Origin of the sequence: Chromohalobacter moromii (assembly GCF_023091865.1) — a bacterium.
Taxonomy (GTDB): Bacteria; Pseudomonadota; Gammaproteobacteria; order Pseudomonadales; family Halomonadaceae; genus Chromohalobacter; species Chromohalobacter moromii.
Map to the genome: position 1 here is coordinate 763,154 of NZ_JAHXDI010000001.1, position 24,884 is coordinate 788,037.

The 24,884-nt window shown below is 60.4% G+C and carries 19 protein-coding genes and 2 tRNA genes; 15 read left to right on the forward strand and 6 right to left on the reverse strand.

Going from position 1 to position 24,884, the window contains the following annotated elements; translation table 11 throughout:
- Positions 1–59: 59 nt before the first annotated feature.
- The 3 genes from gltX (at position 60) to KZO83_RS03425 (ending at position 1,883) form a co-directional block, all read left to right on the forward strand.
- Positions 60–1,538, forward strand: coding sequence for a glutamate--tRNA ligase (gltX, locus tag KZO83_RS03415; RefSeq protein WP_247619769.1), 1,479 nt, complete (start codon positions 60–62; stop codon positions 1,536–1,538).
- 177 nt (positions 1,539–1,715) lie between these two features.
- A tRNA-Ala gene (locus tag KZO83_RS03420) sits at positions 1,716–1,791 on the forward strand.
- 16 nt (positions 1,792–1,807) lie between these two features.
- Positions 1,808–1,883, forward strand: a tRNA-Glu gene (locus KZO83_RS03425).
- A gap of 489 nt (positions 1,884–2,372) precedes the next feature.
- Here the strand turns inward: KZO83_RS03425 and gltA are convergent.
- Positions 2,373–3,659 carry a citrate synthase gene (gene gltA, locus KZO83_RS03430; protein ID WP_246893810.1) on the reverse strand — a complete coding sequence of 429 codons (1,287 nt, stop codon included), beginning with the start codon at positions 3,657–3,659 and terminating at the stop codon, positions 2,373–2,375.
- A 393-nt stretch (positions 3,660–4,052) separates the two neighbouring features.
- Here gltA and sdhC point away from each other — a divergent pair, with 393 nt between their 5' ends.
- From sdhC to sucD, 9 genes are all read left to right on the forward strand, one after another.
- Complete coding sequence (gene sdhC / locus KZO83_RS03435; protein ID WP_052445110.1) at positions 4,053–4,430, forward strand: succinate dehydrogenase, cytochrome b556 subunit; 378 nt, start codon at positions 4,053–4,055, stop codon at positions 4,428–4,430.
- Positions 4,424–4,771, forward strand: coding sequence for a succinate dehydrogenase, hydrophobic membrane anchor protein (sdhD, locus tag KZO83_RS03440; RefSeq protein WP_178999423.1), 348 nt, complete (start codon positions 4,424–4,426; stop codon positions 4,769–4,771). Before sdhC ends, sdhD begins: the two co-directional genes overlap by 7 nt.
- A 3-nt stretch (positions 4,772–4,774) precedes the next feature.
- Positions 4,775–6,547 carry a succinate dehydrogenase flavoprotein subunit gene (sdhA, locus tag KZO83_RS03445; protein ID WP_178999424.1) on the forward strand — a complete coding sequence of 591 codons (1,773 nt, stop codon included), beginning with the start codon at positions 4,775–4,777 and terminating at the stop codon, positions 6,545–6,547.
- Positions 6,548–6,560: 13 nt separating this feature from the next.
- Positions 6,561–7,271 carry a succinate dehydrogenase iron-sulfur subunit gene (locus KZO83_RS03450; protein ID WP_040244083.1) on the forward strand — a complete coding sequence of 237 codons (711 nt, stop codon included), beginning with the start codon at positions 6,561–6,563 and terminating at the stop codon, positions 7,269–7,271.
- Between the two features lie 234 nt (positions 7,272–7,505).
- Entirely contained in the window at positions 7,506–10,340 is a 2,835-nt protein-coding gene (locus KZO83_RS03455; protein ID WP_247619770.1) for a 2-oxoglutarate dehydrogenase E1 component, read from the forward strand.
- Positions 10,341–10,381: 41 nt separating this feature from the next.
- Positions 10,382–12,016, forward strand: coding sequence for a 2-oxoglutarate dehydrogenase complex dihydrolipoyllysine-residue succinyltransferase (gene odhB, locus KZO83_RS03460; RefSeq protein ID WP_247619771.1), 1,635 nt, complete (start codon positions 10,382–10,384; stop codon positions 12,014–12,016).
- A 58-nt stretch (positions 12,017–12,074) separates the two neighbouring features.
- The gene (gene lpdA, locus KZO83_RS03465) at positions 12,075–13,514 is read left to right on the forward strand and encodes a dihydrolipoyl dehydrogenase (protein WP_247619772.1); all 1,440 of its coding nucleotides are present in this window, start codon (positions 12,075–12,077) and stop codon (positions 13,512–13,514) included.
- Between the two features lie 139 nt (positions 13,515–13,653).
- The gene (gene sucC, locus KZO83_RS03470) at positions 13,654–14,820 is read left to right on the forward strand and encodes an ADP-forming succinate--CoA ligase subunit beta (RefSeq protein ID WP_247619773.1); all 1,167 of its coding nucleotides are present in this window, start codon (positions 13,654–13,656) and stop codon (positions 14,818–14,820) included.
- On the forward strand, positions 14,820–15,692 hold the full coding sequence (sucD, locus tag KZO83_RS03475; protein ID WP_040244074.1) for a succinate--CoA ligase subunit alpha: 873 nt from the start codon (positions 14,820–14,822) through the stop codon (positions 15,690–15,692). The genes sucC and sucD overlap by 1 nt, the downstream gene beginning before the upstream one ends.
- 142 nt (positions 15,693–15,834) lie before the next feature.
- Here sucD and KZO83_RS03480 read toward each other — a convergent pair whose 3' ends face one another.
- From KZO83_RS03480 to KZO83_RS03500, 5 genes are all read right to left on the reverse strand, one after another.
- Complete coding sequence (locus tag KZO83_RS03480; protein WP_247619774.1) at positions 15,835–16,827, reverse strand: glucosaminyl phosphatidylglycerol flippase; 993 nt, start codon at positions 16,825–16,827, stop codon at positions 15,835–15,837.
- Positions 16,824–17,600, reverse strand: a complete 777-nt coding sequence (locus KZO83_RS03485; protein ID WP_178999430.1) for an N-acetylglucosaminyl phosphatidylglycerol deacetylase — start codon at positions 17,598–17,600, stop codon at positions 16,824–16,826. The genes KZO83_RS03480 and KZO83_RS03485 overlap by 4 nt, the downstream gene beginning before the upstream one ends.
- Positions 17,593–18,711: an N-acetylglucosaminyl phosphatidylglycerol synthase gene (locus KZO83_RS03490; RefSeq protein ID WP_247619775.1), complete on the reverse strand. Its 1,119-nt coding sequence runs from the start codon at positions 18,709–18,711 to the stop codon at positions 17,593–17,595. The genes KZO83_RS03485 and KZO83_RS03490 overlap by 8 nt, the downstream gene beginning before the upstream one ends.
- A gap of 153 nt (positions 18,712–18,864) precedes the next feature.
- The gene (locus tag KZO83_RS03495) at positions 18,865–20,805 is read right to left on the reverse strand and encodes an exoribonuclease II (RefSeq protein ID WP_178999432.1); all 1,941 of its coding nucleotides are present in this window, start codon (positions 20,803–20,805) and stop codon (positions 18,865–18,867) included.
- Positions 20,806–20,922: 117 nt separating this feature from the next.
- A complete protein-coding gene (locus tag KZO83_RS03500; protein ID WP_247619776.1) occupies positions 20,923–21,552 on the reverse strand; it encodes an SDR family oxidoreductase in 630 nt (209 codons plus the stop codon).
- A 275-nt stretch (positions 21,553–21,827) separates the two neighbouring features.
- Here KZO83_RS03500 and KZO83_RS03505 point away from each other — a divergent pair, with 275 nt between their 5' ends.
- The 3 genes from KZO83_RS03505 to KZO83_RS03515 all read left to right on the forward strand — a co-directional run bounded on the left by KZO83_RS03505 (position 21,828) and on the right by KZO83_RS03515 (position 24,801).
- Positions 21,828–22,568: a GntR family transcriptional regulator gene (locus tag KZO83_RS03505; protein WP_247619777.1), complete on the forward strand. Its 741-nt coding sequence runs from the start codon at positions 21,828–21,830 to the stop codon at positions 22,566–22,568.
- 71 nt (positions 22,569–22,639) lie between these two features.
- On the forward strand, positions 22,640–23,782 hold the full coding sequence (nagA, locus tag KZO83_RS03510; RefSeq protein ID WP_247619778.1) for an N-acetylglucosamine-6-phosphate deacetylase: 1,143 nt from the start codon (positions 22,640–22,642) through the stop codon (positions 23,780–23,782).
- Entirely contained in the window at positions 23,779–24,801 is a 1,023-nt protein-coding gene (locus KZO83_RS03515) for an SIS domain-containing protein (protein WP_247619779.1), read from the forward strand. The genes nagA and KZO83_RS03515 overlap by 4 nt, the downstream gene beginning before the upstream one ends.
- Positions 24,802–24,884: the final 83 nt, after the last annotated feature.

Sequence of the window (24,884 nt, forward strand, 5' to 3'; positions counted from 1 at the left end):
GCCGGATAGGTGCATGCGTATAATGATGCCATCGTCAGTCACCAAAGATCGGGAACTTCATGACCGTACGTACACGTATCGCGCCGTCGCCGACCGGCGATCCTCATGTCGGCACGGCCTATATAGCGCTGTTCAACCTATGCTTCGCGCGTCAGCATGGCGGGCAGTTCATCCTCCGCATCGAGGATACGGATCGAGTGCGTTCGACGGCCGAGTCGGAGCAGATGATCCTCGACTCCTTGCGCTGGTTGGGGCTCGAGTGGGATGAGGGCCCAGATATCGGTGGCCCTCATGGCCCGTATCGGCAGAGCGAGCGTGGCGATATCTATGCGCAATATGCGCAGCAATTGCTCGACGCCGGGCATGCGTTCAAGTGCTATCGGACCAGCGAAGAGCTCGATGAACTGCGTGAGACGCGCAAGGCGGCGGGGCTGCACCTGGCGCTCAAGCCCGCCGATCTGGCGCTTGCCGACGAGGAAGTAGCGCGTCGCGAGCGTGAGCAATGGCCTTACGTGGTGCGCATGAAAGTGCCGGGCGAGGGCAGTTGCATCGTCAGCGACATGCTGCGTGGTGAAATCGAAGTCGACTGGGCGCAGGTCGATGCCCAGATCCTGCTCAAATCCGACGGTATGCCGACCTATCACCTGGCCAATGTCGTCGACGACCATCTGATGGGCATCACGCATGTCATGCGCGGTGAGGAGTGGATCAACTCGGCGCCCAAGCACAAGCTGCTGTATGAGTACTTCGATTGGCCGATGCCGACGCTGTGCCATATGCCATTGCTGCGCAATCCGGATAAGTCGAAGCTATCCAAGCGCAAGAACCCGACCTCGATCAATTATTATCGGCACATGGGCTTTTTGCCGCAGGCGGTGACCAACTATCTGGGTCGCATGGGTTGGTCGATGCCCGATGACCGCGAGAAGTTCACCCTCGAGGAAATGATGGAGAACTTCGATATTCAACGCGTGTCGCTGGGCGGCCCGGTGTTCGATCTGGAGAAGCTCACTTGGCTCAACGGCGTCTATATTCGCGAGGATCTAGACGATGCCGCCTTGCTGGAAGCCCTGAGAGAGTGGGCCTTCAACGAGGAATACGTTAACCAGATCTTGCCGCAGGTACGTCCGCGAATCTCGACGCTCTCCGATGTCATGCCGCTGGCCGGGCATTTCTTTTCGGGGATACCGCCGCTCGAGGCGTCCAGTTTCGAGGGCATTAAGCTCGACAACGAGGACTTGCTCAAGTTGCTACAGTTTTTGACCTGGCGACTGGAAGGCGTTTCCAGTTGGCACAAAGAAGCCTTGCTTGACGAGGTCAAATTCTTGGCCGAGGCGTTCAATATGAAGATGAAAGCGTTCCTGGCGCCGGTCTTCATCGCCGTTACCGGGAGTGCGACCTCCACCTCGGTGCTGGACGCCATGGCAATTCTCGGCTCGGATATGACACGGGCGCGCCTGCGTCATGCCACCCAAGTGCTGGGGGGCGTTTCCAAGAAGCAGGCCAAGCGCTTCGAGAAAGAATATCGGGAGCTGTAAGCTCATAGATCGGTGCTGCGCGCCTGGAAGAGGGAAGGACGCTGCTACGCAGCTTGAAGGGGGAAGAAAATCCCAGATACTGTCTTCCTTCTTCCTTCTTCCTTCTTCCTTCTTCCTTCTCGAAAAATATTGACGAAGCCAGAGAGAATCAGTATTCTACGCACCGTCTTGAGGCACGGGGCCTTAGCTCAGTTGGGAGAGCGCAACACTGGCAGTGTTGAGGTCAGCGGTTCGAACCCGCTAGGCTCCACCAAGCATCAAGACAATGCGTCCCATTCGTCTAGTGGTCCAGGACACCGCCCTTTCACGGCGGTAACAGGGGTTCAAACCCCCTATGGGACGCCACCTTTTCTTGCCTACAGTTGTGGCGATATCAGAGACGCGAAAGCGTCTTTTTTTGTCTCTGCTTGTCGTTCGTGACTAGACGTTTTTATACGTTTTTCCCCTTGACACCTCCGGGACCTTGTCCACTGCCGTGCCGTCTTTGCCTGCGTGTTGTGTATAACGCCAGCCAAGGCCCGCCATGTTGCGCGTTATTGAAAAACATGCTGTTTTTCAACCACTTATGTTAGATCAAAAATTAATCGATTTGAGCGTAACCGCCTTGTCATGGTGTTTCTGGCGAACTACCTAAAGGTTTTGAACAGGTTTATCCACAGAAAGTGTGGAAAACGCTCAGCGGCTCCAGGATAGAAGCGTAAGGCGGTGGGGATGAAGAGTGCAGGGGCGCTATGAGACGGGATTCAAACGTCACGGACCGCCCTGAAGGCGGTCCGTGACACTTGTACACAGTAACTTGGCCGGGCGTATCTCGGCCGGGTTTGGGCTAGCAAGTTACTTGGTTGGGTAGTCTCGCTGGGCATGGCCGATATAGAGCTGACGCGGGCGGCTGATGCGATAGCTACCGCTGATCATCTCATTCCAGTGAGACGTCCAGCCAATCGTGCGGGCCATGGCGAAGATGACGGTAAACATGTTGGTCGGAATCCCGATCGCCTTGAGGATGATGCCGGAGTAGAAGTCGACGTTCGGATAGAGCTTGCGCTCGATGAAGTAGTCGTCTTCCAATGCGATCTGCTCCAGCCGCTTGGCGATCTTGAGCTGTGGGTCGTCGGCCATGCCGAGTTCGCCCAGGACCTCGTCGCAGGTTTCTTTCATGACTTTGGCGCGCGGGTCGAAGTTGCGATAGACGCGGTGGCCAAAGCCCATCAGCTTGAATGGATCATCCTTGTCCTTGGCGCGATCGATGAAGCGTTGGATGTTCTCCTCGGACTCATCACCGATTTCATCGAGCATGTTGAGCACGGCTTCGTTGGCGCCACCGTGGGCCGGGCCCCATAGCGCGGCGATGCCAGCACTGATGCAAGCAAAGGGATTGGCGCCCGTCGAGCCCGCTAGACGCACCGTAGAAGTGGATGCGTTCTGCTCATGGTCGGCGTGCAACATGAAGATACGGTCCATGGCCTTGGCGAAGACCGGGTTGACCTCGTAACTTTCACATGGGTTGCCGAACATCATGTAGAGGAAATTCTCCGCGTAATCCAAATCGTTGCGCGGATAATTGAATGGCTGTCCGATGTTGTACTTGTGGCACATCGCGGCCAGTGTCGGCATCTTGGCGATCAGGCGAATCGCACTGACGCGGCGCTCTTCTTCTTTGGTGATGTCCAGATTGTCGTGGTAGAAAGCGGCCAGACCACCGACGACGCCGCATAGGATCGCCATCGGGTGGGCGTCGCGACGGAAGCCCTTGAAGAAGTTGACGAGTTGTTCGTGGACCATGGTGTGATTTCTCACGGTGGCCGCGAAGTCGTCGTATTGCGCCTTGCTGGGGAGCTCTCCGAACAACAGCAGATAACAAAGCTCGACGTAGTTGGAGTGCTCGGCCAATTGGCCGATGGGGTAGCCGCGGTGAAGAAGAACGCCCGCAGCACCATCGATGTAGGTGATGCCCGACTCGCAGGAGGCGGTGGCGACGAAGCCCGGGTCGTATGTGAACAGACCTTCGCTGGTCAGGCCGCGGACGTCGATCACATCAGGCCCGACGGTGCCGGAGTAGACAGGGAACTCGATCGTCTTGTCCAACCCTTCTACCGTCAACTGCGCTTTCCTGTCAGCCATTATGGCCTCCTCTTTTACCTAAGTCTTTGTCTTGCTTGCCATGCCAGCGAAAATAATGCGCCTACTATAGAACCACGCGGTGGATTGTCAATTGGGCCTAGGGCGCCTGTGAGCTTGGCGCCGCCGCGCATGGCGTGTCCCGACGTGGCGATAGAAAGGAGGGCGAGCAAGGTTCCTACCCGGAAGTGCCACCCTATTTGACGCGTCCATGGGGATGGCTGCAAGGGCTATCTCATTTGTCATGACATCCCCCGGTCCTTATAATCTTATCCCGCGCGACTGGCAGGAGCATGGCTTGGTCATGTAAGCCCTCGACCAAGGCCTCCCCCTCAAACCACCGCCCGCACCGGGTACAGCCCTAGCCGCTGGCGGGCCAAGAGAGTGTGATGAGCCGTGAATAGCAAAAGACCCGTAAACTTAGACCTGACGACGATAAAATTTCCACTTCCCGCACTGACCTCCATTGCCCACCGTATTACCGGTGTCATCCTCTTCGTGGGGTTGATCTTCGGTTTCTGGGCCCTCGATGCGTCACTGTCGTCTCCCGAAGGATTCGAAGCAGTGCGTGACGCCCTCGCCAACAATGTGCTCGCCAAACTGGTTGCCTGGGGATTGCTCTCGGCGTTGGGCTTCCACTTCGTGGCCGGCATCAAGCACCTGCTGATGGATGCAGGTATTGGCGTGGATCTCGAGGGTGGGTATCGCAAGGCGCAGATCACGGTCGTGATCAGTGCCATCTTGGTGGTTTTGGCAGGAGTCTGGGTATGGTAACCAACATCACGAACCTCGGTCGTAGTGGCCTGTCCGATTGGCTGATCCAGCGAGTCTCGGCCATCATTCTGGCGGTCTATGCCGTGTTCATGGTCCTGTATCTACTGTTCCATCCGGGGCTCGATTACGCCACATGGAGCGGTCTCTTCTCGCAGACCTGGATGCGCATCTTCTCCCTGCTGGCCTTTATTTCCATCGCGGCGCACGCATGGGTCGGTTTGTGGACGGTGTCCACCGACTATCTCAAGCAGACGGGTGCACGCTTTGCATTTCAAGCGGTCGTCATGCTGGCCATCTTCGTTTTTCTGGTGTGGGGCGTTCAAGTCCTTTGGGGAGCCTAATCCATGTCCAATATGCGTAGCCTGACATTCGACGCAATCATCATCGGTGGCGGTGGCTCCGGCCTGCGTACCGCGCTCGAGCTGGCCAAGTCCGGCAAGAAGACTGCGGTGCTATCCAAGGTCTTTCCGACCCGTTCGCACACCGTCTCCGCCCAAGGCGGCATCACCTGCGCCATCGCCTCCGCCGATCCCAATGACGATTGGCGCTGGCATATGTATGACACCGTCAAGGGCGGTGACTATATCGCCGACCAGGATGCTGCTGAGTACTTGTGTTCCGAAGGCCCCAAGGCGGTTTTCGAGCTGGAACACATGGGGTTGCCGTTCTCGCGTTTCGATAACGGCCGTATCTATCAGCGTCCCTTCGGTGGTCAGTCCAAGGACTTCGGCAAGGGCGGCCAGGCCGCGCGTACATGCGCCGCCGCCGACCGTACCGGCCATGCGCTGCTGCATACGCTGTATCAGAACAATCTGAAGAATAACACCGTGTTCCTGAATGAATGGTACGCGGTGGATCTGGTCAAGAATGCCAATGGCGATGTGGTGGGCTGCATTGCCATGTGCATCGAGACCGGCGAAATCGTGCATATCAAGTCCAAGGCCACGGTATTGGCGACAGGCGGTTCGGGCCGCATCTACTCTTCCACGACCAATGCGCTGATCAATACCGGTGACGGTATCGGCATGGCGCTGCGCGCTGGCTTCCCCATGCAGGACATGGAGATGTGGCAGTTCCATCCCACCGGCATTTACGGGGCCGGGGTCTTGGTCACCGAAGGCTGTCGTGGCGAGGGCGGCTATCTGATCAACAAGGATGGCGAGCGCTTCATGGAGCGTTACGCGCCGAATGCCAAGGATCTGGCCGGCCGCGATGTCGTGGCTCGCGCCATGGTCATGGAAATCCTTGAAGGGCGTGGTTGCGGCGAAAACGGTGATCACGTCATGCTCAAGCTCGATCACCTGGGTGAAGAGGTTCTGGGTAAGCGTCTGCCGGGCATCGTCGAGCTATCCAAGACCTTCGCCCATGTCGATCCCGCCAAAGACCCGATTCCGGTCGTGCCGACGTGTCATTACATGATGGGCGGCGTGCCGACCAACGTCCACGGCCAGGCGATCATGCAGGATGCCGATGGCAACGATCAGATCGTCAACGGACTGTTCGCCTGTGGCGAAGCGGCATGTGTGTCCGTACACGGTGCCAACCGTCTGGGTGGCAATTCGCTGCTCGACCTGGTGGTCTTCGGGCGTGCCGCCGGCATGTTCATCGAAGAAGCGCTCAATGAGGGGGTCGATTACCTCGAGGCGGCTCAGTCCGATATCGACAGCGCCATGGCCCGCCTCAACCGCTGGGACGAATCGAGCGGTGGCGAAGCAATTCCGGAACTGCGTGCCGAGCTGCAGGAAGTCATGCAGAACGATTTCGGTGTTTTTCGTCAGGAAGACACCATGCAGGAGGGCGTCAAGAAACTGGCCGATCTCCGCGAGCGTATCGGTAATGCGCATCTGGCCGATAAATCCAATGCCTTCAATACCGCGCGTGTCGAAGCGTTGGAGCTCGACAATCTGCTCGAGGTGGCGGAAGCCACGGCAATCTCCGCTTTGGATCGCAAGGAAAGCCGCGGCGCGCATTCGCGCTACGACTATCCGGATCGCGACGACGCCAATTGGCTCAAGCACTCCATGTACTTCCCGGTCGAGAAGCGGCTTGGGCAGCGTGACGTGAACTTTGCGCCGAAGACCGTCGAGACCTTCGAGCCGAAAATCCGCACCTACTAAGGGGTTGTCCAAGATGTCTACGCTTCAGATATCCATTTATCGCTACAACCCGGAAACCGATTCCGTGCCCTACATGCAGGAGTTCGAGCTGGACACGCAGGGCCGCGACATCATGGTTCTCAATGCGCTTGAAATGATCAAGCAGCAGGATAGTTCCATGGCGTACCGGCGTAGCTGCCGCGAAGGGGTTTGCGGTTCCGATGGCATGAACATGAACGGCAAGAATGGCCTGGCGTGCGTCACGCCGTTGTCCGAGGTGGTCAAGGACAACAAGCTGGTGCTGCGCCCGCTGCCCGGTTTGCCGGTTATCCGCGACCTGGTGGTCGATATGGGGGTGTTCTACAAGCAGTACGAGAGCATCCAGCCCTATCTGCAGAACGACACCACCGAGCCGACGATGGAGCGACTGCAGTCACCGGAAGAACGCGAAAAACTCGATGGGCTTTACGAGTGTATCCTGTGCGCTTGCTGCTCCACGGCCTGCCCCTCTTTCTGGTGGAATCCAGACAAGTTCGTGGGACCGGCCGGCTTGCTGCAGGCCTATCGCTTCCTCGCCGATTCGCGTGATACCGCAACGCGAGAGCGCCTGGCGCGGCTCGAAGATCCGTTCAGCCTGTTCCGGTGCCGTGGCATCATGAATTGCGTGGCGGTGTGCCCTAAAGGGCTCAATCCGACGCGTGCGATTGGCAAGATTCGTGAGATGTTACTGTCTAATGCCACTTAAATCGCGCCGCGTGGCTTGTTATCATTGGCAACAAGCTTCTTCCTGCGACATGCCGTCGCAGGAGGCCGGTCCAACGACCGCCGTTAGCCGGTGCCCTGCGCACCGGCTTTTGACGATAAGTGGACCCTAGCGTCGCGTGTGACGCCAGCCTGCTCCCGCAGGTCCCAAGTGACGCCGGCACGTCCGGGCGTGCCAGCGCCAAGAACACCCATCAGTGCATAGGGTGACCAAGAGATGCAAGAAGGCATAATGGAGTTGATGTGGCGCACTTCCCATGTCAGCGGCGGCAACGCCCACTACGTGGAAGCGCTCTACGAGCAATACCTCGTCGAGCCCTCTGAGGTTCCCGACGAATGGCGTAACTATTTCGATCAGTTACCTCGTCCGGAAGGCGCCCCCTCTCACGACGTTCCTCTCAGTCCGATTCGCGATCAGTTCTACCAGTTGGCGCAAAACCGTCGTGGCAAACCCGCCGCCGGTGTCGCTGATAGCAGTGAGAACAAGAAACAGGTCAAGGTTCTCCAACTGATCAACGCATACCGCTTCCGCGGCCATCAGCGTGCCGATATCGACCCGCTGGGGCTTCGCAGCCCGACCCCGATTCCTGATCTGGATCTTTCCTTCCATCAGTTGACCGACGCTGACATGGAAACGTCCTTCCAGACTGGTTCGCTGTTCTTGGGCAAGGATCAGGCGCCGCTCAAGGAAATCGTCGATGTCCTTGAGAAGACGTACTGCCGCAGCATTGGCTGCGAGTTCATGCATATCGTCAACACCGATGAGAAGCGTTGGTTACAGCAACGTTTCGAGTCGGTGCGTTCCAAGCCGGACTACAGCGTCGATGTACGCAAGCACATCCTCGAGCGTTTGACGGCTGCCGAAGGGCTGGAAAACTATCTCGCGTCCAAGTATCCAGGCACCAAGCGCTTCGGCCTGGAAGGCGGCGAGACGTTCATCCCGATGGTCGACGAAATCATCCAGCGCACCGGCAATTATGGTACCAAGGAAGTCGTCATCGGTATGGCCCACCGAGGTCGCCTGAACCTGCTGGTCAATCTGCTGGGCAAGAGCCCTTCGGAATTGATCGACGAGTTCGATGGCAAGAAAGTCATCCAGCAGGGTTCCGGGGACGTGAAGTACCACCAGGGCTTCAGTTCCAACGTGATGACCGAAGGTGGCGAAGTTCATCTGGCATTGGCGTTCAACCCTTCGCACCTCGAGATCGTGTCGCCGGTCGTCGAAGGCTCGGTGCGCGCGCGCCAGGATCGTCGCGATGATAGCGAGGGCGCCAAGGTGTTGCCGGTCGTGGTCCACGGCGATGCCGCCTTTGCGGGGCAGGGCGTGGTCATGGAGACATTCCAGATGTCCCAAACCCGCGGTTACAAGACCGGCGGTACCGTGCACATCGTCATCAACAACCAGGTTGGCTTCACGACCTCGCGGCCCGATGATGCACGCTCCACTGAGTATTGCACCGATATCGCCAAGATGGTCCAGGCGCCGATCTTCCACGTGAACGGCGATGATCCCGAGGCGGTAGTGCATGCCACTCAGGTGGCCGTCGATTATCGTTACCAGTTCAACAAGGACGTGGTGATCGATCTCGTCTGCTACCGCAAGCGCGGTCACAACGAGGCCGACGAGCCCTCCGGGACTCAGCCGCTGATGTACCAGAAAATCAAGTCGCACAAGAGTTCGCGCGAACTCTATGTGGCGCGCTTGGTGCAAGAGGGGATGATCAGCGACGATGACGCGGCCACCATGGTCGAGAAATATCGCGATGACTTGGTGGCAGGCAACCACGTCGCCAATGCGCTGGTCAAGGAGCCCAATACCGAGCTATTCGTCGACTGGACGCCTTATCTCGGGCACACGTGGACGGGCGACGCCGATACCTCGATCGACATGACGCGCATGCAGCAACTGGCCGCCAAGATGTGCGAGGTGCCCGATGACGTCGAGGTCCAGCGCCAAGTGGCCAAGATCTACGAGGATCGTCGTAAGATGGCTGCCGGCGACCTGGCCATCAACTGGGGCTTTGGCGAAACTTTGGCGTATGCCACCTTGCTGGATCAAGGCCATCCGATTCGCCTGACGGGGCAGGATACCGGTCGTGGAACCTTCTCCCACCGCCATGCCGTCGTGCATAACCAGAAAGACGGCTCGACCTATGTGCCGCTGGAGCATATCAAGGAAGATCAGCCGAATTTCACCATCCGCGACTCCCTCCTGTCCGAGGAAGCGGCGTTAGCGTTTGAGTACGGGTATTCCACGACTACGCCCAAGGCCTTGATCATTTGGGAGGCCCAGTTCGGTGACTTCACCAATGGGGCGCAAGTGGTGATCGACCAGTTCATCTCCTCCGGCGAGACCAAGTGGGGACGGCTTTGTGGACTTACCATGCTGCTGCCGCACGGCTATGAAGGCCAGGGCCCCGAGCACTCTTCGGCGCGTCTTGAGCGTTTCCTGCAGCTCTGTGCCGAGCACAATATGCAGGTTTGCATACCGACCACCCCGGCCCAGATCTTCCACCTTCTGCGCCGTCAGGTGATTCGTCCGCTGCGCAAGCCGCTGGTGATCATGTCACCGAAAAGCCTGCTGCGTCACAAGGAAGCAACCTCGACGCTGGAAGATTTATCCAATGGTCGCTTCGAGATGGTGCTGCCGGACCAAGGCAAGCTCGACGCGGAGAGCGTCAAGCGCGTGGTGTTGTGCTCGGGCAAGGTCTACTACGATCTGGCTAACTACCGTGCCGAAAATGGCAACGATGATGTTGCGATCGTGCGTTTGGAACAGGTCTATCCTTTTCCCAAGGAAGAGCTTTACGAGGTCTTCAAGGCCTATCCGAACCTCGAGCAGGTCGTCTGGTGTCAGGAAGAGCCGCTCAACCAGGGCGCCTGGTATCAAAGCCAGCATCACATGCGTCTGGTGGCCGATATGGTGCAGGAAGGCTTGGGGCGCGATCTGAAGTTCGCGGGGCGTCCGGCATCCGCCGCACCGGCATCCGGCTATATGTCCGTCCATGTTGAACAGCAGCGTCAGCTGGTGGAAGACGCCATTACTGGCTGAGGCGTTCCATCGGGATCGAGAGAAAATACTAAGGAAACGACATGGCTACTGAGATCAAAGCGCCGAATTTCCCGGAGTCCGTTGCCGAGGGCACCATCGCCACTTGGCACAAGAAGGTCGGTGACAGCGTTGAGCGTGATGAGCTGATTGTCGAGATCGAGACGGACAAGGTCGTTCTCGAAGTCGTGGCGCCGGATGCCGGCACCGTGACTGAAATCAAGGTGGAAGAAGGCGATACGTGCGACTCTGAGCAGGTGCTTGGGATGCTGGGCGCCGCGAGTGAAGGCGGCGGCGAAAAAACCGCTGAGGGCTCTAAATCCGCTGAAGGCTCTAAATCCGCTGAGGGCTCTAAAAAAGAGGACGCGGAGCCGGCCAAGGACTCCCCCAAAGAAGCGGCAGCAGCTAAGTCCGACGATGCCAAGCCGGCGGCGTCTGGCAAGCAGCATGACGTTAAAGCGCCGAGCTTCCCTGAATCCGTTCAGGAAGGGACCGTGGCCACCTGGCACAAGCAGGTCGGTGAAGCGGTGAAGCGTGACGAGATCCTCGCGGACATCGAGACCGACAAGGTGGTGCTCGAAGTCGTCGCGCCGGCCGATGGCGCCCTCAGCGAAATCAAGGTGCAGGAAGGCGAGCAGGTCGAGTCCGAAGCGGTGCTCGCTTTGTTTGCCGAAGGCGCCGGGGGTGATGCGGGGGGCGGCGACGCTGCCGCATCCAGCGATACGGCGAGCGAGTCGAAAGACGCCGGTGGTGGCAGTGACGAAAAGGTCGGCGACAAGATCCTCGCACCGGCGGCACGCAAGCTGGTCGCCGAGCACGATCTGGACGCCAGCAAGATCGAAGGCACCGGCAAGGGCGGCCGTGTTCTGAAAGAAGACGTGCAAAAAGCCGTCAAGGATGGCTCCGCCAAGAAGGAGGCCAAGTCCACTGGTGGGGACGTCAAGGCCGCCGCTGCACCGGCACCTGCCGTCGAGGGTGATCGCCCTGAGCAGCGCGTGCCAATGAGTCGTCTGCGCCAGACCATCGCCAAGCGTCTGGTGCAGGCGCAGCAGACCGCCGCGATGCTGACCACCTATAATGAGGTGGACATGAGCGCGGTGATGAACCTGCGCAGTCAGTACAAGGAAACTTTCCAGAAGGCGCACGATACCAAGCTCGGGTTCATGGGCTTCTTCGTCAAGGCATGCACCGAGGCTCTCAAGCGGTTCCCCGACGTGAACGCGTCGATCGACGGCAGCGATATCGTCTATCACGGCTATCAGGACATCGGTGTCGCCGTGTCCACGCCGCGTGGCTTGGTCGTGCCGGTGCTGCGTGACACCGACAGCATGAAGCTCGCCGATGTCGAGAAAAGCATCGTCGACTTCGGCAAGCGCGGTCGCGACGGCAAGCTCGGCATCGAAGACATGCAGGGCGGCACCTTCACCATCACCAACGGCGGTATCTTCGGGTCGCTGCTGTCGACACCGATCATCAATCCGCCGCAGACCGCGATTCTGGGTATGCACAAGATCCAGGAGCGTCCGATGGCCGTCGACGGCAAGGTCGAGATCCGTCCGATGATGTATCTCGCCATTTCCTATGACCACCGCATGATTGACGGCAAGGACGCGGTGCAATTCTTGGTCACGATCAAGGAATTGCTCGAGGATCCCGCACGTTTCTTGCTCGACGTGTGATGGTTGTCGCCGAATGATGCGTTGCGACTAATTAACTGAATTCGAACAGGATGATTTCATGGCCGATAAATTCGATGTGATCGTTATTGGTGCCGGGCCTGGTGGGTATGTGGCGGCCATTCGCGCTGCTCAAATGGGCCTGAAGACCGCGTGCGTCGAGAAGTGGGTCAACAAGGAAGGCAAGACCGTCCACGGCGGCACCTGCCTGAACGTGGGTTGCATCCCTTCGAAGGCGTTGCTGGAAACTTCTCACAAGTTCGTCGAAGCCCGCGACCATTACGCGGAGATCGGCATCGACGTGGGCGAGCCGACTCCCAACATCGCCAAGATGCAGGAGTTCAAGGAAGGCGTTATCGCCAAGAACGTGGGCGGCATCAGCGCGCTGTTCAAGGCCAACGGTGTCACGGCGTTGGAAGGCACCGGCAAGGTCGTCTCTGAGAAGCAGGTCGAAGTCACCGGTCAAGATGGCGAGACGGCCACCTACGATGCCGAGAACATCGTGATTGCTTCCGGCTCCGTTCCGGTCGACATCCCGCCGACGCCCTTGACCGAAGGCTTGATCGTCGATTCCAGCGGTGCGCTCGAGTTCGATGAAGTACCCAAGCGCCTCGGCGTGATCGGTGCTGGTGTCATTGGCCTTGAATTGGGCAGTGTCTGGAACCGTCTGGGCAGTGACGTCACGGTCCTCGAGGCGATGGATGCCTTCCTGCCGATGGTCGACAAAGACATTGCCAAGGAAGGTCAGAAGCTGTTCAAGAAACAGGGCATGGACATCAAGATGGGGGCTCGCGTGACGGGCTCCGAGATCAAGGACAAGGAAGTCGTGGTCAAGTATTCCGACGCCAACGGCGAGCAGGAACAGACCTTCGACAAGCTGATCGTGTGTGTGGGACGTCGTCCCTACACCGAAGGCATCCTTAGCGATGATGTTGGCATCAAGCTCGATGAACGCGGCTTCGTGTTCGTCGACGATCAGTGCCGCACCAGCGTGCCGGGTGTCTACGCCATCGGTGACGTGGTGCGCGGCCCGATGCTGGCGCACAAGGCGTCCGAAGAAGGCGTAATGGTGGCTGACATCATCGCTGGCCACAAAGCCGAGATGAACTATGACACCATTCCCAGCGTGATCTATACCTCGCCGGAAGTCGCCTGGGTAGGCATGAACGAACAGGACGCAAAAGAGGCCGGTATCGAGGTCAAGACCGGCTCCTTCCCGTTCTCCGCCAACGGACGTGCGCTGGCCAACAATGCGTCGGAAGGTATGGCCAAGGTCATTGCCGATGCTGAGACCGACCGCATCTTGGGGCTGCACATCATCAGTCAGCATGCCGGGGAGCTCATTGCGCAAGGCGTCATCGCCATGGAATTCGGCTCTAGTGCCGAAGATCTGGCCCTGACCTGCTATGCGCACCCGAGTACCTCGGAAGCCGTGCACGAAGCGGCGTTGGCGGTGGATGGCCATGCCATTCACATGGCCAACCGCAAGAAGCGCAAATAAGCGCTTCGACGAGCGTTTCAGTGTAGAGACGCGTCGCTCCCGCTGAGGCGGGAGCGAACAGGGGTAGCGGTGGCCTGAAGCTGTAAAGATCGAGGCCATCGTTACCATTCGAGTCACATGCAACCAATGGCATGACACGATGAACCTTCACGAGTATCAGAGCAAACAACTGTTTGCCGATTATGGTCTACCGGTGTCCAAGGGTTTCGCCGTGGATACCCCCGAAGAAGCTGCCGATGCGTGCAAGAAGATCGGCGGTGATAAGTGGGTCGTCAAGGCCCAGGTTCACGCAGGTGGCCGTGGCAAGGCGGGCGGCGTCAAGCTGGTCGAAAGTCCCGCGGATGCCAAGGCGTTCGCCGAAAAATGGCTGGGCGAGAACCTGGTGACCTTCCAGACCGATGAGAAGGGTCAACCGGTCACCAAGATCCTGGTCGAGAACTGCACCGACATCGCCAACGAGCTGTACTTGGGCGCCGTCGTCGATCGCGGCACGCGCCGCATCGTTTTCATGGCCTCCACCGAAGGCGGCGTTGAAATCGAGAAGGTCGCCGAAGAGACGCCGGAGAAGATCCTCAAGGCCGAAGTCGATCCGCTGGTTGGCGCTCAGCCGTACCAGGCGCGTGAACTGGCGTTCTCTCTGGGCCTGGAAGGCGCACAGATCAAGCAGTTCACCAAGATCTTCCTGGGTCTGGCCAAGCTGTTCGAGGAAAAAGACCTCGCGCTGCTCGAGATCAACCCGCTGGTGATTAACGACAGTGGTGACCTGCACTGCTTGGATGCCAAGATCGGCCTCGATGGCAATGCGTTGTATCGTCATCCCGATTTGCAAGCCATGCGTGACCCGTCCCAAGAAGACGAGCGTGAGGCGCACGCCCAGGCGTGGGAACTCAACTACGTCGCTCTGGAAGGCAACATCGGCTGCATGGTCAATGGTGCCGGCTTGGCCATGGGTACCATGGACATCATCAAGCTCAACGGCGGCCAGCCGGCCAACTTCCTGGATGTTGGCGGCGGTGCCACCGAAGAGCGCGTCGGCGAAGCCTTCAAGATCATCCTCTCCGACGATTCCGTGAAGGCCGTTCTGGTCAACATCTTCGGCGGCATCGTGCGTTGCGACATGATCGCCGAGGGCATCATCGGTGCCGTCGAGCAGGTCGGTGTCAACGTGCCGGTCGTGGTACGTCTCGAAGGCAACAACGCCGAGCTGGGTGCCGAGAAACTGGCCTCCAGCGGACTGAACATCATCGCTGCTACCAGCTTGACCGACGCGGCCCAGCAGGTCGTCAAAGCAGCGGAGGGCAAGTAATGAGTATCCTGATCGACAAAAGCACCAAGGTCATCTGCCAAGGCTTCACCGGTGGCCAGGGGACCTTCCACTCCGAGCAGGCGATTGCCTACGGCACCCAGATGGTGGGTGGCGTGACGCCAGGCAAGGGCGGCCAGACGCACCTCGGCCTGCCGGTGTTCAACACCGTCAAGGAAGCCGTCGACACGACCGGTGCCGAAGCCTCCGTGATCTACGTGCCCGCGCCGTTCTGCAAGGATTCCATCCTTGAGGCCGCCAATGCCGGCATCAAGCTGATCGTGTGCATCACCGAGGGGATTCCGACCCTCGACATGCTCGACGTCAAGGTCAAGTGCGACGAGCTGGGCGTGCGCCTGATCGGGCCGAACTGCCCGGGCGTGATCACGCCGGGCGAGACCAAGATCGGCATCATGCCGGGGCATATCCACAAGCCCGGCAAGGTCGGCATCGTCTCGCGTTCGGGCACCTTGACTTATGAAGCGGTCAAGCAGACCACCGATCATGGCTTCGGCCAGTCCACGTGCGTGGGCATCGGCGGCGACCCGATTCCGGGTTCTACCTTCATCGACATCCTCGAGAAGTTCGAGCAGGACCCGCAGACCGAAGCGATCGTGATGATCGGTGAAATCGGTGGCACCGCTGAGGAAGAAGCCGCGGCGTATATCAAGGAGCACGTCTCCAAGCCGGTGGTCTCCTATATTGCGGGCGTGACAGCGCCTCCCGGCAAGCGCATGGGCCATGCTGGTGCCATCATCGCCGGTGGCAAGGGCACGGCGGACGAGAAGTTCGCGGCGCTTGAATCCGCGGGCGTCAAGACCGTGCGTTCGCTCGCCGAGATCGGCGATGCACTGAAGGAAGCGACTGGCTGGTAAGTCGCCTCTATAGGCACGGCGACCGATGGGTCGCCGGGCAGTGAGCATGACGAAGGGCATCCCCATGGGATGCCCTTCGTCGTTTGAGGTGCTACACGAAAATGGCCTGCGTTCGCCGCCTTGCGTAAAAATGCGCGCGTGATTACCGACGGCGGGACAGTAGCTTGGCGAAGGCACGCCCTGCCAGCGCCAGAAAGACTGGAGCGCCGGCGATGAGATAGAAGTAGTAGGTCACAAAGCGCCAGATGAGCACAGCGGCAGCGGCGCTTTGCTTGCCGATCAACGGCGCCAGCAAAGCAGTGGAGGTCAGTTCGGCACCGCCTGCACCGCCGGGCAGAAAGCTCAACTGTCCCGCTGCCATAGAAAGCATCTGTACCAGGAAGGTCCAAGCCCAGTCGATGTGCGCACCCAGGCCTTTCACGGCCAGATACAGGACACTGTAACGTAGCATCCAGTGAGCGCAGCACAGGGCGAAAACCGACAACAAGGTCAGGCGAGGCAGGCGCAGCGTTTCGATCAAGGCGTTACGGAAATGCAACAAACGGCGGGCGAATCCGAAACGTGCCTTGCGGCGGATCTTGAGCCGCTCGAGCCAACCGCCGGTAATCTGGAGCAGAGGACCATAGTGGCGTATGACCATCCATAGCAAGATGAAACCGCACACCAGCAGCAATGACGGCAGGCCCACCAGCCAGCCGAGGTTGAGGTCGATGGCCTCGATGACGACATAGAGGGCGACGCCGATCAATGCGGAAAGAAAGAAGAGCAGGTCGGTCAATTGATCGACGGCGAAAATCGCCGAGGCTTGGGCGGGGCGAACGCCGCGCCGGGCCAACAAGCCTAGGAGCGTTAGCAAGCCCCCCGTGCCGCCGGGCGTGGCGCAGATCGCGAACTCCGTGGACATCACGATGCCTACCGCGCGCGTCTGGCCGAGACGTCCGGCGCGCCCCGCAAGCAGCAAGCGAAGCCGCAGTGCATTGATGTTCCAACAGATGACGATCAATAGCAGCATCAATGCCAGTTGCTGCAAGGGAAATGCGGCGAGCTCACCGAAAAGTGCGCGCCCTCCGAACAATAGGGGGATGCTGATGGCCGCCACCAACCCGATAATCAGCAATATCACCAGGCGCTTCATGCGGCGTGTTGCTCCCTCCGACGTTGCCCCCTCACCCAATCGTACTTGGTGATGGGACGCCGCCCTTCGTAAATCAGTCGCTCCAGGACAGAGAGCCAGTAGGCCTGAACTCGGGCATGACGCATGTCCACGGGATGCAGTCCCAGGCGCAGCAGTGGTGCCTGGCGACTACGCCAGCGCTGCGTTTCGCTGGCTAGGCGTGACAGGCCACGACGCCAAGCACTACGAGCACTCCATACCAGCCCCGGCGCCTCGAGGCGCGTAAAGTCGGGCAGCGTATACAGATGCTGTGGGTCGCTGGTATAGCAAAAGTCGCGTTGAGCCAGTGCTCGCCGCGCCCCTTGGCTCATGAGCCAGGCCGGTGCCACGAAGCCGGTGAGAGGCCAATTCTGCGATCGAAAGAGTTCTATGCCCTTGTCCAGTCGTCGTGCCGCCTCGTCTTCGTCGAGGGCGTAGAACTCACCTTCCCAGGTGTAAAAACGCCGCATGAACCAGTCGCGGGGCGTACGCGGCGAGGGCGCATCGTCGCAATGGTAATAGCCGTGCAATGCCAGTTCATCGCCCATGGCGCGGCGACGTTGCAATTGCTCGAGGAAGGCGCCATCGCGGCGACAGTCGCTGCGATGATGAAAATCGGGCACCACCAGCCAGGTGATAGGAATCGGGCCGTGTCGGCATGCCAGAGCGTCGACCTTGGCCACGAAATCGACGTAATCGGGCCAAGTCTCCGGCGCGACATCGTGGAGCACGAGGGAAAGATGACGATCAGCCATGCTGAAGACTCTCCGTGTTGACGCGCTGTCCGGTCAATTCACGATAATGATGCATCAGGCTGGAGACCACGATATCCCAGTCGTGATGGCGTTCGACATGCAGGCGGGCATGGCGCCCTTGTTCCTCGGGCGCATTGGCGCTGAGTTCGCGCACGGCGCGTGCCATGTCGTCCGGTGAGTGGGGCTCACAGAGCAGCCCACAGCCCAGAGGAACGTTCTCGGCTAGTGCGCCGGCGCGTGCTGCGACGACCGGAATGCCACTTGCCATGGCTTCCAGGGCGACCAGGCCGAACGTTTCCTGAGTACCGGCATGCAGCAGCATGTCGCTGCTTGCCAGCCACTCGGCGACCTCGGCGGTGGCCGTGTAGCGGCCGATGACGCTGACGTTGTCGGGAACGCGCTGCGGCATCTGTGGCCCGATCAACAGCAGGTGGTAGCCTTTGCCGAGACGGCGTGCGGTTTCCAGCAAGACCGGAAGATTCTTCTCGCGCGAGCCGCGTCCCACGAAGATCAGAAGGCGCGTAGCGTCGTCGAGGCCCAAGTGCTGGCGGTAGACATCTTGGCGGCGCTGTGGCGAGAAGGTTTTCAAGTCGACCCCAAGTGGCTGCAGGGCGACATTGTCGAGGCCGAGGCCATGCAATTTATCGGCGATGACGCGACTAGGCGCGAGGACACGGTTGCAATGCCGATAGAGGTTTTCGACATAGCGCTCAAGGGCCATGCGCGTCCAATTCCCGAGGCGGTTGCCGATCAGGCGTGGCAGGTCGGAATGGTAAAATCCGACCACGGGCACGTCCAAGGCCCGGCCGGCATCAAGCGCGGCCCAGGCAGTGACGTAAGGGTCGCCCGCCTCGATGAGGTCCGGCGCCATCTGGATCAATTCGCGCCGCCAGCCCTCTCGCTTGAGAGGAAACCGGTACCCTTGGCTGAAGGGAAGCGGTGGCGCGGGGATTTCATGAATGGACTCACTGACCGTATGGCGGGCGCCGGGAATCACTAGGCTGGATGTCACGCCAGGCAGTGTCGCCAAACGGTTGCGTTTGGCCTCGAGGTAGGTACGCACCCCACCGCTGGCAGGGGCGTAGAACATCGTGATATCGGTGATATGCAAAGCGTGACTCCTTGAAACCTTCCCGGTTGGTTACGGAGTGACCGCTCGGGCCCTGACGGGCTTGTCGTAGGAATGTCACCGCGCTGTCATGAGATTACGCTGGCACATGCCATGCCTTGCGTCCACTGCTTGTGACGCAAGGCATGGTCAGCTTCAGACGGCGGGACGTGCCACCAACGAGCGTGTCGTCTCGACGGCCTCGGCCAGGGCGACCTGAACGCTGTCGCCGAGCTTGTAGCGCGGCTGGCCCTCGATCTGGATGCGGCCTTCCTTGTCGTCGATGGCGACCTTGTCGCGTTCACTGTGCATGAACGGTGCCGGGACGAACGCCGTGGCGCCATTGGCGGAGAGCCGAACCCGCATGCCACCACGGTTGATGGCGATGATTTCGGCGTCGAAGACCTCGCCGTTTTCGGCGGAGGGGCCGAGATAGCGGACGTAGAGCCAATCCTTGACGTCACGCTCCGCCATGCGATTCAGACGCCGACGCTCGGTGAGCTGCTCGGTCAATGCCTGACTGGCCTCGGCGGGTGCGTCCTCGCCCTTGAGTACGCGCTTGATCAAGCGGTGATTGACCATGTCGCCGTACTTGCGGATCGGCGATGTCCAGGTGGCGTATGCCGGCAGTCCCAGCCCGAAGTGCGGGCCAGGCTGGGCGGACATGTTGGTATAGCCCTGGAAACGGCGCAGACGTGCGTCGAGCCAGGCATCCTCGCGTGCTTCCAGGGCGCGGCGCAGCTCGCGATAGCGCGAGAGTTCCAGCAACTGTTCGCGTTCCACGTTGATGTCCTGGGTGGCCAGGAACTCGATCGCCTGATCGGCCTTCTCGGGTTCGAACGCCTGGTGCACGTTGAAGATGCCATGGCCCACGCGCGAGGCCAGTAGGTCGGCGCAGCAGGCGTTGGCCGCGATCATCGACTCCTCGATCATGCGCTGAGCGGTGCGACGTTCCTCGATACGGACCGCCAACACGTTGCCCGCGTCATCGACGTCGAAGGCATAATCGGGACGATCCTTGAACACCAGCGTGTGTTCCTCGCGCCAGGCGTTGCGGGCCTCGGTCATCGCGGCCAAGGCCTTGAGCTGCGTGGCCATGGTCTCGTCGTCGGGAGCCCAATCACCTTGGCCTTCCAGCCAGTCGGAAATCTGGTCATACACCAGGCGGGCATGCGAACGGACATTGGCGGCGAAGAAGCGATAGTCGCCGAGGGTGCCGTCGCGCTGGATATCCAATGTGCAAACCAGGGTCGGGCGATCCTCGCCTTCCTTCAGCGAGCACAGTTCATTGGCGAGCGTTTCCGGCAGCATGGTGACGTTCTGGCCCGGCAGATACACCGTGAAGGCCCGTGTCTGCGCTTCCAAATCGACCGGGTCGCCCTCGCGGACGTAGGCCGTGGGGTCGGCGATCGCCACGCTGAGACGCCAGCCATCTTCGCGTGTCTCGATGTACAAGGCGTCGTCCATGTCGCGTGTCTTTTCACCGTCGATGGTGAAAAAGGGCGTCGCGGTGAGGTCTTCGCGTTCAAGCCCTTCGTCGTGCAGCGGCCACTGCTCGCCGAACTGCGGCGAGGCTTGCTCCAGCGCATGACGCGCCAGCGTCACGCGCCACGGCACGGCGGGGTTGTCGGCCTTGACTACGAGCTCGTCGACCTGGGCGAAAAAACCGCGATCGTCGGGCTTGAGCGGGTGGCGCACCAAGCGCGCCACGACCCAGTCGCCGTCACCGAGCGTACTTTCGTCGAGCGAGTTCTTGAGGCGTGCGCGCAACTGGTTATTGATCAACGGATGGTCTGGAACGACGCTGAGGCGCCCATCGCGCTTGACCAGTCGCGCCACGAAACGCTCGAGCCCCGCCTCGAGGAGCGTGTCGGGCTCGGCGGAGGTCTTGTCCCCCTCCTGCTTGATCAGCGCATCGACGCGGTCGCCATGCAGTACCTGCTTCATGGCGGGGGGCGGAACGAAATAGGAGGTACCGTCTTCGGCTTCGAGAAAGCCGAAGCCGCGATCGGTGGCCTTGATCACCCCTTGGACACGCGGGGTGGTTTCACGAATCTGTTGCTTGAGCTGGGCAAGCGCGGAGTTGTTCTGCAGCATCGAGACACATTCGGTTTGGGGGAGTAGGTCGATACTATACGGGTTCGTGTATTCCCCGCCAACCGACGGCTGGCGGGGAAAAGCGGGGATACACGTGATGTCCCGCCGAACGCTGGATCAGCGCAGCGCCTCAGCAATCGCCGTATTGCCATCGAGCAGGGAAAACTCACGCTGGCGCAGTTCGCGATTGCGCACTACCTCGATCAACGCATGCGCGACATTGGCGCGTGAAATGCGATTGTCATCGGCGTTGGCGACATCGGTCGTGACACGTTGCGTCGCGGCCTCGTCGGTCAATCGGCCCGGCTTGAGGATCACGTAAGGCACCTTCGATGCACGCAGATGAGCATCGGCGGCATGCTTGGCGGCCATGTAAGGGCGTAGCTTGGCCGGTGCCTCAAGCACTTGGTCGGCGCGCATCGCGCTGAGCATGATGAAACGCCCGATACCCAGTGACGCGGCCAGATCGATCGCGCTCAGCGCGCCATAGAGATCAATCATCAACGTCTTGTCGGGGCCGGTATGCGGGCCCGAGCCCGCCGCGAAAACCACCTGATCGCAGCCATAGAACGCTTTGCGGAAGTCACCTTCCAGATCGGCGAGTACCGTTTCGATACCTCGCTCTTGGAACCACGCCTGCTGCGACGTATCGCGAATCATCGCGCGTATCGGCACGTCGGCCTCATGCGCGATTTCACAAAATTGGCGGCCGATCTGGCCGTTGGCACCGATTACTAGCGTCTTCATGGGGCTCTCCTCAGTGTTGTCGATGACTATTGCATGCGGTTCTCGGCGCCGGTAATCAAGTCCGAAAGGCGCTTGTGTCTACCAGCTTCGCCCTTCATTCCTCCATTCCTTAACCCCCTTCGTCATTCTTCCTTACTTTTCTCTTGCCTCTTCACGTTCTCCTTCGGCAGGGGGTATAGCTTGGTAGATACCACCATAAAACCAATTGGTATTTGACTGGTATTAAGGAGGCTCTATATTGGTTATCAAGTATTGAAGACCAAGAGATCGCTTTCATGGACCCGCGTTTTGCTCGGATCACACTCGACCCCGACCTGGCGACGCCGCTTTATCATCAGTTGGCGCGGCAGTTGGGGGATGCCATAGAAGCGGGAGCCTGGCAGGCCGGCGAGGCCTTGCCCTCCGAGCGCGCTTTGGCCGAGACGCTGGAAGTGTCACGCATCACCGCGCGCAAGGCGTTGGAGCGACTCGCGGAGCAGGCCCTGATCCGGCGTACGCACGGTTCAGGCACGTTCATCGCACCACGCTTCAACCAGCCACTGACGCGTCTGACGAGTTTTTCTGAGTTGTTGACGCAGCGTGGCTTCACGCCCCGTTCGCGTTGGCTGTCTCGTCAATTGGGCATGCCGAGTACCGAAGAGGCCTTGCGCCTCGGGCTGCGAGGCGGCACTCAGGTGGCGCGTCTCAAGCGTCTGCGCCTAGCCGACGACGTGGTGATGGCGGTCGAGGAAAGCTGCCTGCCCGAATCGGTACTGCCCGAGCCGGAAGGCGTCGGGCAGTCGCTCTACGCGACGCTGGAAGTGCACGGCAAGACGGTGGAACGCGCTCTGCAGCACCTGACTGCCGTCAATGCCGACGCCGAACTCGCCGCCTTGGCTGAAGTCCCCGAAGGCGAGGCGCTGCTCAAGGTCACCCGCCTTGGCTACCTCGCCGATGGCAGCCCGGCGGAGTTGACCATCACTTACTGCCGCACCGATTACTACGACTTCATGGTCGAGCTTCACCGGGCTCGATAAAAAACCGAGCTGCACCGGGCTCGATAACCAACGCGAACGCGCGTCTGTGGGCGCGTTAAAAAGGTAAGCCAATGCATTACGGCAACATCCTCACCCCCGAAGGCTGGCGCCTGGGCGAGATCCACTGGTGCGATGGACGTATCGCGCGCATTGACGGTGCGCCGGTCGATCCGGCGGACAACGGTGCCCCCTATATAGTGCCCGGCTTCATCGACCTGCATGTGCATGGTGGCGGTGGCGCCGACACCATGGAAGGCGGCGAGGCGGTGACCACGCTGGCGCGTACCCATGCGCGCTTCGGCACCACCAGCCTTTTGGCGACGACCATGACCGCCACCGACGCCGAGATACGCCACGTACTTGGCGAAATCGGTTCCTTGATGGAGCAGTCACCGGGCAAGGGCGCACGCATACTCGGCGTACATCTCGAGGGGCCCTATATCAATCCCGGTAAGCTCGGTGCTCAGCCGCCTTATGCACGGCCTGGTGAAATCACCGAGATCGACGCGCTGTGTGCGTTGGCGCCGATTCGGCTGGTGACTCTGGCGCCGGAGCTTTCCGGCCACTACGCGTTGATTCGTCACCTGAGCGAGCGCGGCGTGCGCGTGCAACTGGGGCATACCCTGGGCACCTACGAGCAGGGCGTGGCGGCGATGGAGCATGGCGCTTGCGGTTTCACCCACCTTTATAATGCCATGACCGGTTTGCATCATCGTCATCCGGGCATGGCGGGAGCCGCCTTGGCACATGCCGATTTCGCCGAGCTAATCCCCGACTTGTTGCACGTCCATCCCGGGGCGATTCGCGTCGCGCTCCGAAGCATCCCGCGTCTTTATGCCGTCACCGACTCGACCGCTGCGGCCGGCATGCCCGATGGCGAGTACCGGCTTGGCGAGCAGGCGGTGACCAAATGTCTAGGCGGGGTGCGCCTAGCCGACGGCACGCTCGCCGGAAGTACCCTGACCATGGATCAGGCGCTGCGCAATCTGGTCGAGATCGGCCTATCACTGGCCGAGGCCAGCGAGCGCGTATCGCGCCATCCTGCTGACTTTCTTGGTCTGCATGATCGCGGCCGGTTGGCTGCTGGCTGTCACGCCGATCTGGTCGTGCTCGATCGCGATCTGGCCGTCGACTGTGTCTACGTCGAGGGCCAGAGCGTGGCTATGGGTTATCCCGAAGACGCCCCCACGACCCGCCCAGGAGACGACGTATGAGTTCGATGATGCTCAGCGAAGCGCGCAGCGCCCCCGAGCGCATCGCCGACCAGTTGACGCGCAACGCCGAGTCGCATGCCGAGCTCGGTGCATGGCTACACCAGTGCGATCCGCAGGGTGTGGTCACCGTGGCGCGCGGTAGCTCCGACCATGCTGCCAGTTACTTCGCCTATCTATGCATGCAGAGCCGAGGGATTCCGGTGGCCTCGCTGCCGCCGTCGTTGACTACTCTGGCGCGGGCGCCGTGGAAGCTTGACGGCCAGCTGGCGCTAGCGATCTCGCAGTCCGGCCAGAGCCCCGATCTGATCGAGACCCAAAAAGCGCTGGCCGCTGGCGGGGCCCAGACGCTGGCGCTGGTCAATACGCCCCAGTCACCGCTGGGTGAGGTCAGCGATCGCGAAATTGCGCTGCATGCTGGCGAGGAGCGCAGTGTTGCCGCGACCAAGAGCTACCTGGCCACGCTATCGGCCTGCGCTCAGTTGCTCGGCCACTGGAACCGGGATCGTGAATTGCTCGCTGCGCTCGAGGCACTACCCGCACGGCTGCGCGTGGCGGCTGAGCAGGACTGGTCGCCGGCCATCGAGGCACTGCGCGATGCCGACAAGTTGATGGTGGTAGGGCGCGGCGCCGGATTGGCCGTCGCCCAGGAAGCAGCGCTCAAGTTCAAGGAGACCTGCGCCCTCCAGGCCGAGCCATTCAGTGGTGCCGAGGTCAAGCACGGACCGATGGCGTTGATCGGCCCCGGCTACCCAGTGCTGGTATTCGCCCCACCGGGACCCGAGCAGGCCGGCCTACTTGAGCTCGCCGAGTGGCTTAAAAGTGTCGGCGCGCGGGTGTTGCTGGCTGCCGACGAAGATGTTGCCCAGCGTGAGCTGACAGTCACCGATGCCGGCCATGCGGCGCTTCAGCCGCTGTCGGTCATCCAGAGTTTCTACGTCATGGCCGCTCAGCTAGCGGTGGCACGGGGTAGCGATCCCGATCAACCGCGTCATCTCAAGAAGGTGACCCGTACCCGCTGAGCGTCGTCCATCGGTCTAAGCCAAACGATGCGCGACAACGATTCTTTCTAAACGTCTTTTTCTACAGCGACACAGCGACGTTC

Coding starts and splice junctions, on each gene's coding strand:
- gltX (WP_247619769.1), top strand. CDS start 60: ATGACCGTACGTACACGTATCGCGCCGTCGCCGACCGGCGATCCTCAT.
- gltA (WP_246893810.1), bottom strand. CDS start 3,659: ATGGCTGACAGGAAAGCGCAGTTGACGGTAGAAGGGTTGGACAAGACG.
- sdhD (WP_178999423.1), top strand. CDS start 4,424: ATGGTAACCAACATCACGAACCTCGGTCGTAGTGGCCTGTCCGATTGG.
- sdhA (WP_178999424.1), top strand. CDS start 4,775: ATGTCCAATATGCGTAGCCTGACATTCGACGCAATCATCATCGGTGGC.
- KZO83_RS03450 (WP_040244083.1), top strand. CDS start 6,561: ATGTCTACGCTTCAGATATCCATTTATCGCTACAACCCGGAAACCGAT.
- KZO83_RS03455 (WP_247619770.1), top strand. CDS start 7,506: ATGCAAGAAGGCATAATGGAGTTGATGTGGCGCACTTCCCATGTCAGC.
- odhB (WP_247619771.1), top strand. CDS start 10,382: ATGGCTACTGAGATCAAAGCGCCGAATTTCCCGGAGTCCGTTGCCGAG.
- lpdA (WP_247619772.1), top strand. CDS start 12,075: ATGGCCGATAAATTCGATGTGATCGTTATTGGTGCCGGGCCTGGTGGG.
- sucC (WP_247619773.1), top strand. CDS start 13,654: ATGAACCTTCACGAGTATCAGAGCAAACAACTGTTTGCCGATTATGGT.
- sucD (WP_040244074.1), top strand. CDS start 14,820: ATGAGTATCCTGATCGACAAAAGCACCAAGGTCATCTGCCAAGGCTTC.
- KZO83_RS03480 (WP_247619774.1), bottom strand. CDS start 16,827: ATGAAGCGCCTGGTGATATTGCTGATTATCGGGTTGGTGGCGGCCATC.
- KZO83_RS03485 (WP_178999430.1), bottom strand. CDS start 17,600: ATGGCTGATCGTCATCTTTCCCTCGTGCTCCACGATGTCGCGCCGGAG.
- KZO83_RS03495 (WP_178999432.1), bottom strand. CDS start 20,805: ATGCTGCAGAACAACTCCGCGCTTGCCCAGCTCAAGCAACAGATTCGT.
- KZO83_RS03500 (WP_247619776.1), bottom strand. CDS start 21,552: ATGAAGACGCTAGTAATCGGTGCCAACGGCCAGATCGGCCGCCAATTT.
- KZO83_RS03505 (WP_247619777.1), top strand. CDS start 21,828: ATGGACCCGCGTTTTGCTCGGATCACACTCGACCCCGACCTGGCGACG.
- nagA (WP_247619778.1), top strand. CDS start 22,640: ATGCATTACGGCAACATCCTCACCCCCGAAGGCTGGCGCCTGGGCGAG.
- KZO83_RS03515 (WP_247619779.1), top strand. CDS start 23,779: ATGAGTTCGATGATGCTCAGCGAAGCGCGCAGCGCCCCCGAGCGCATC.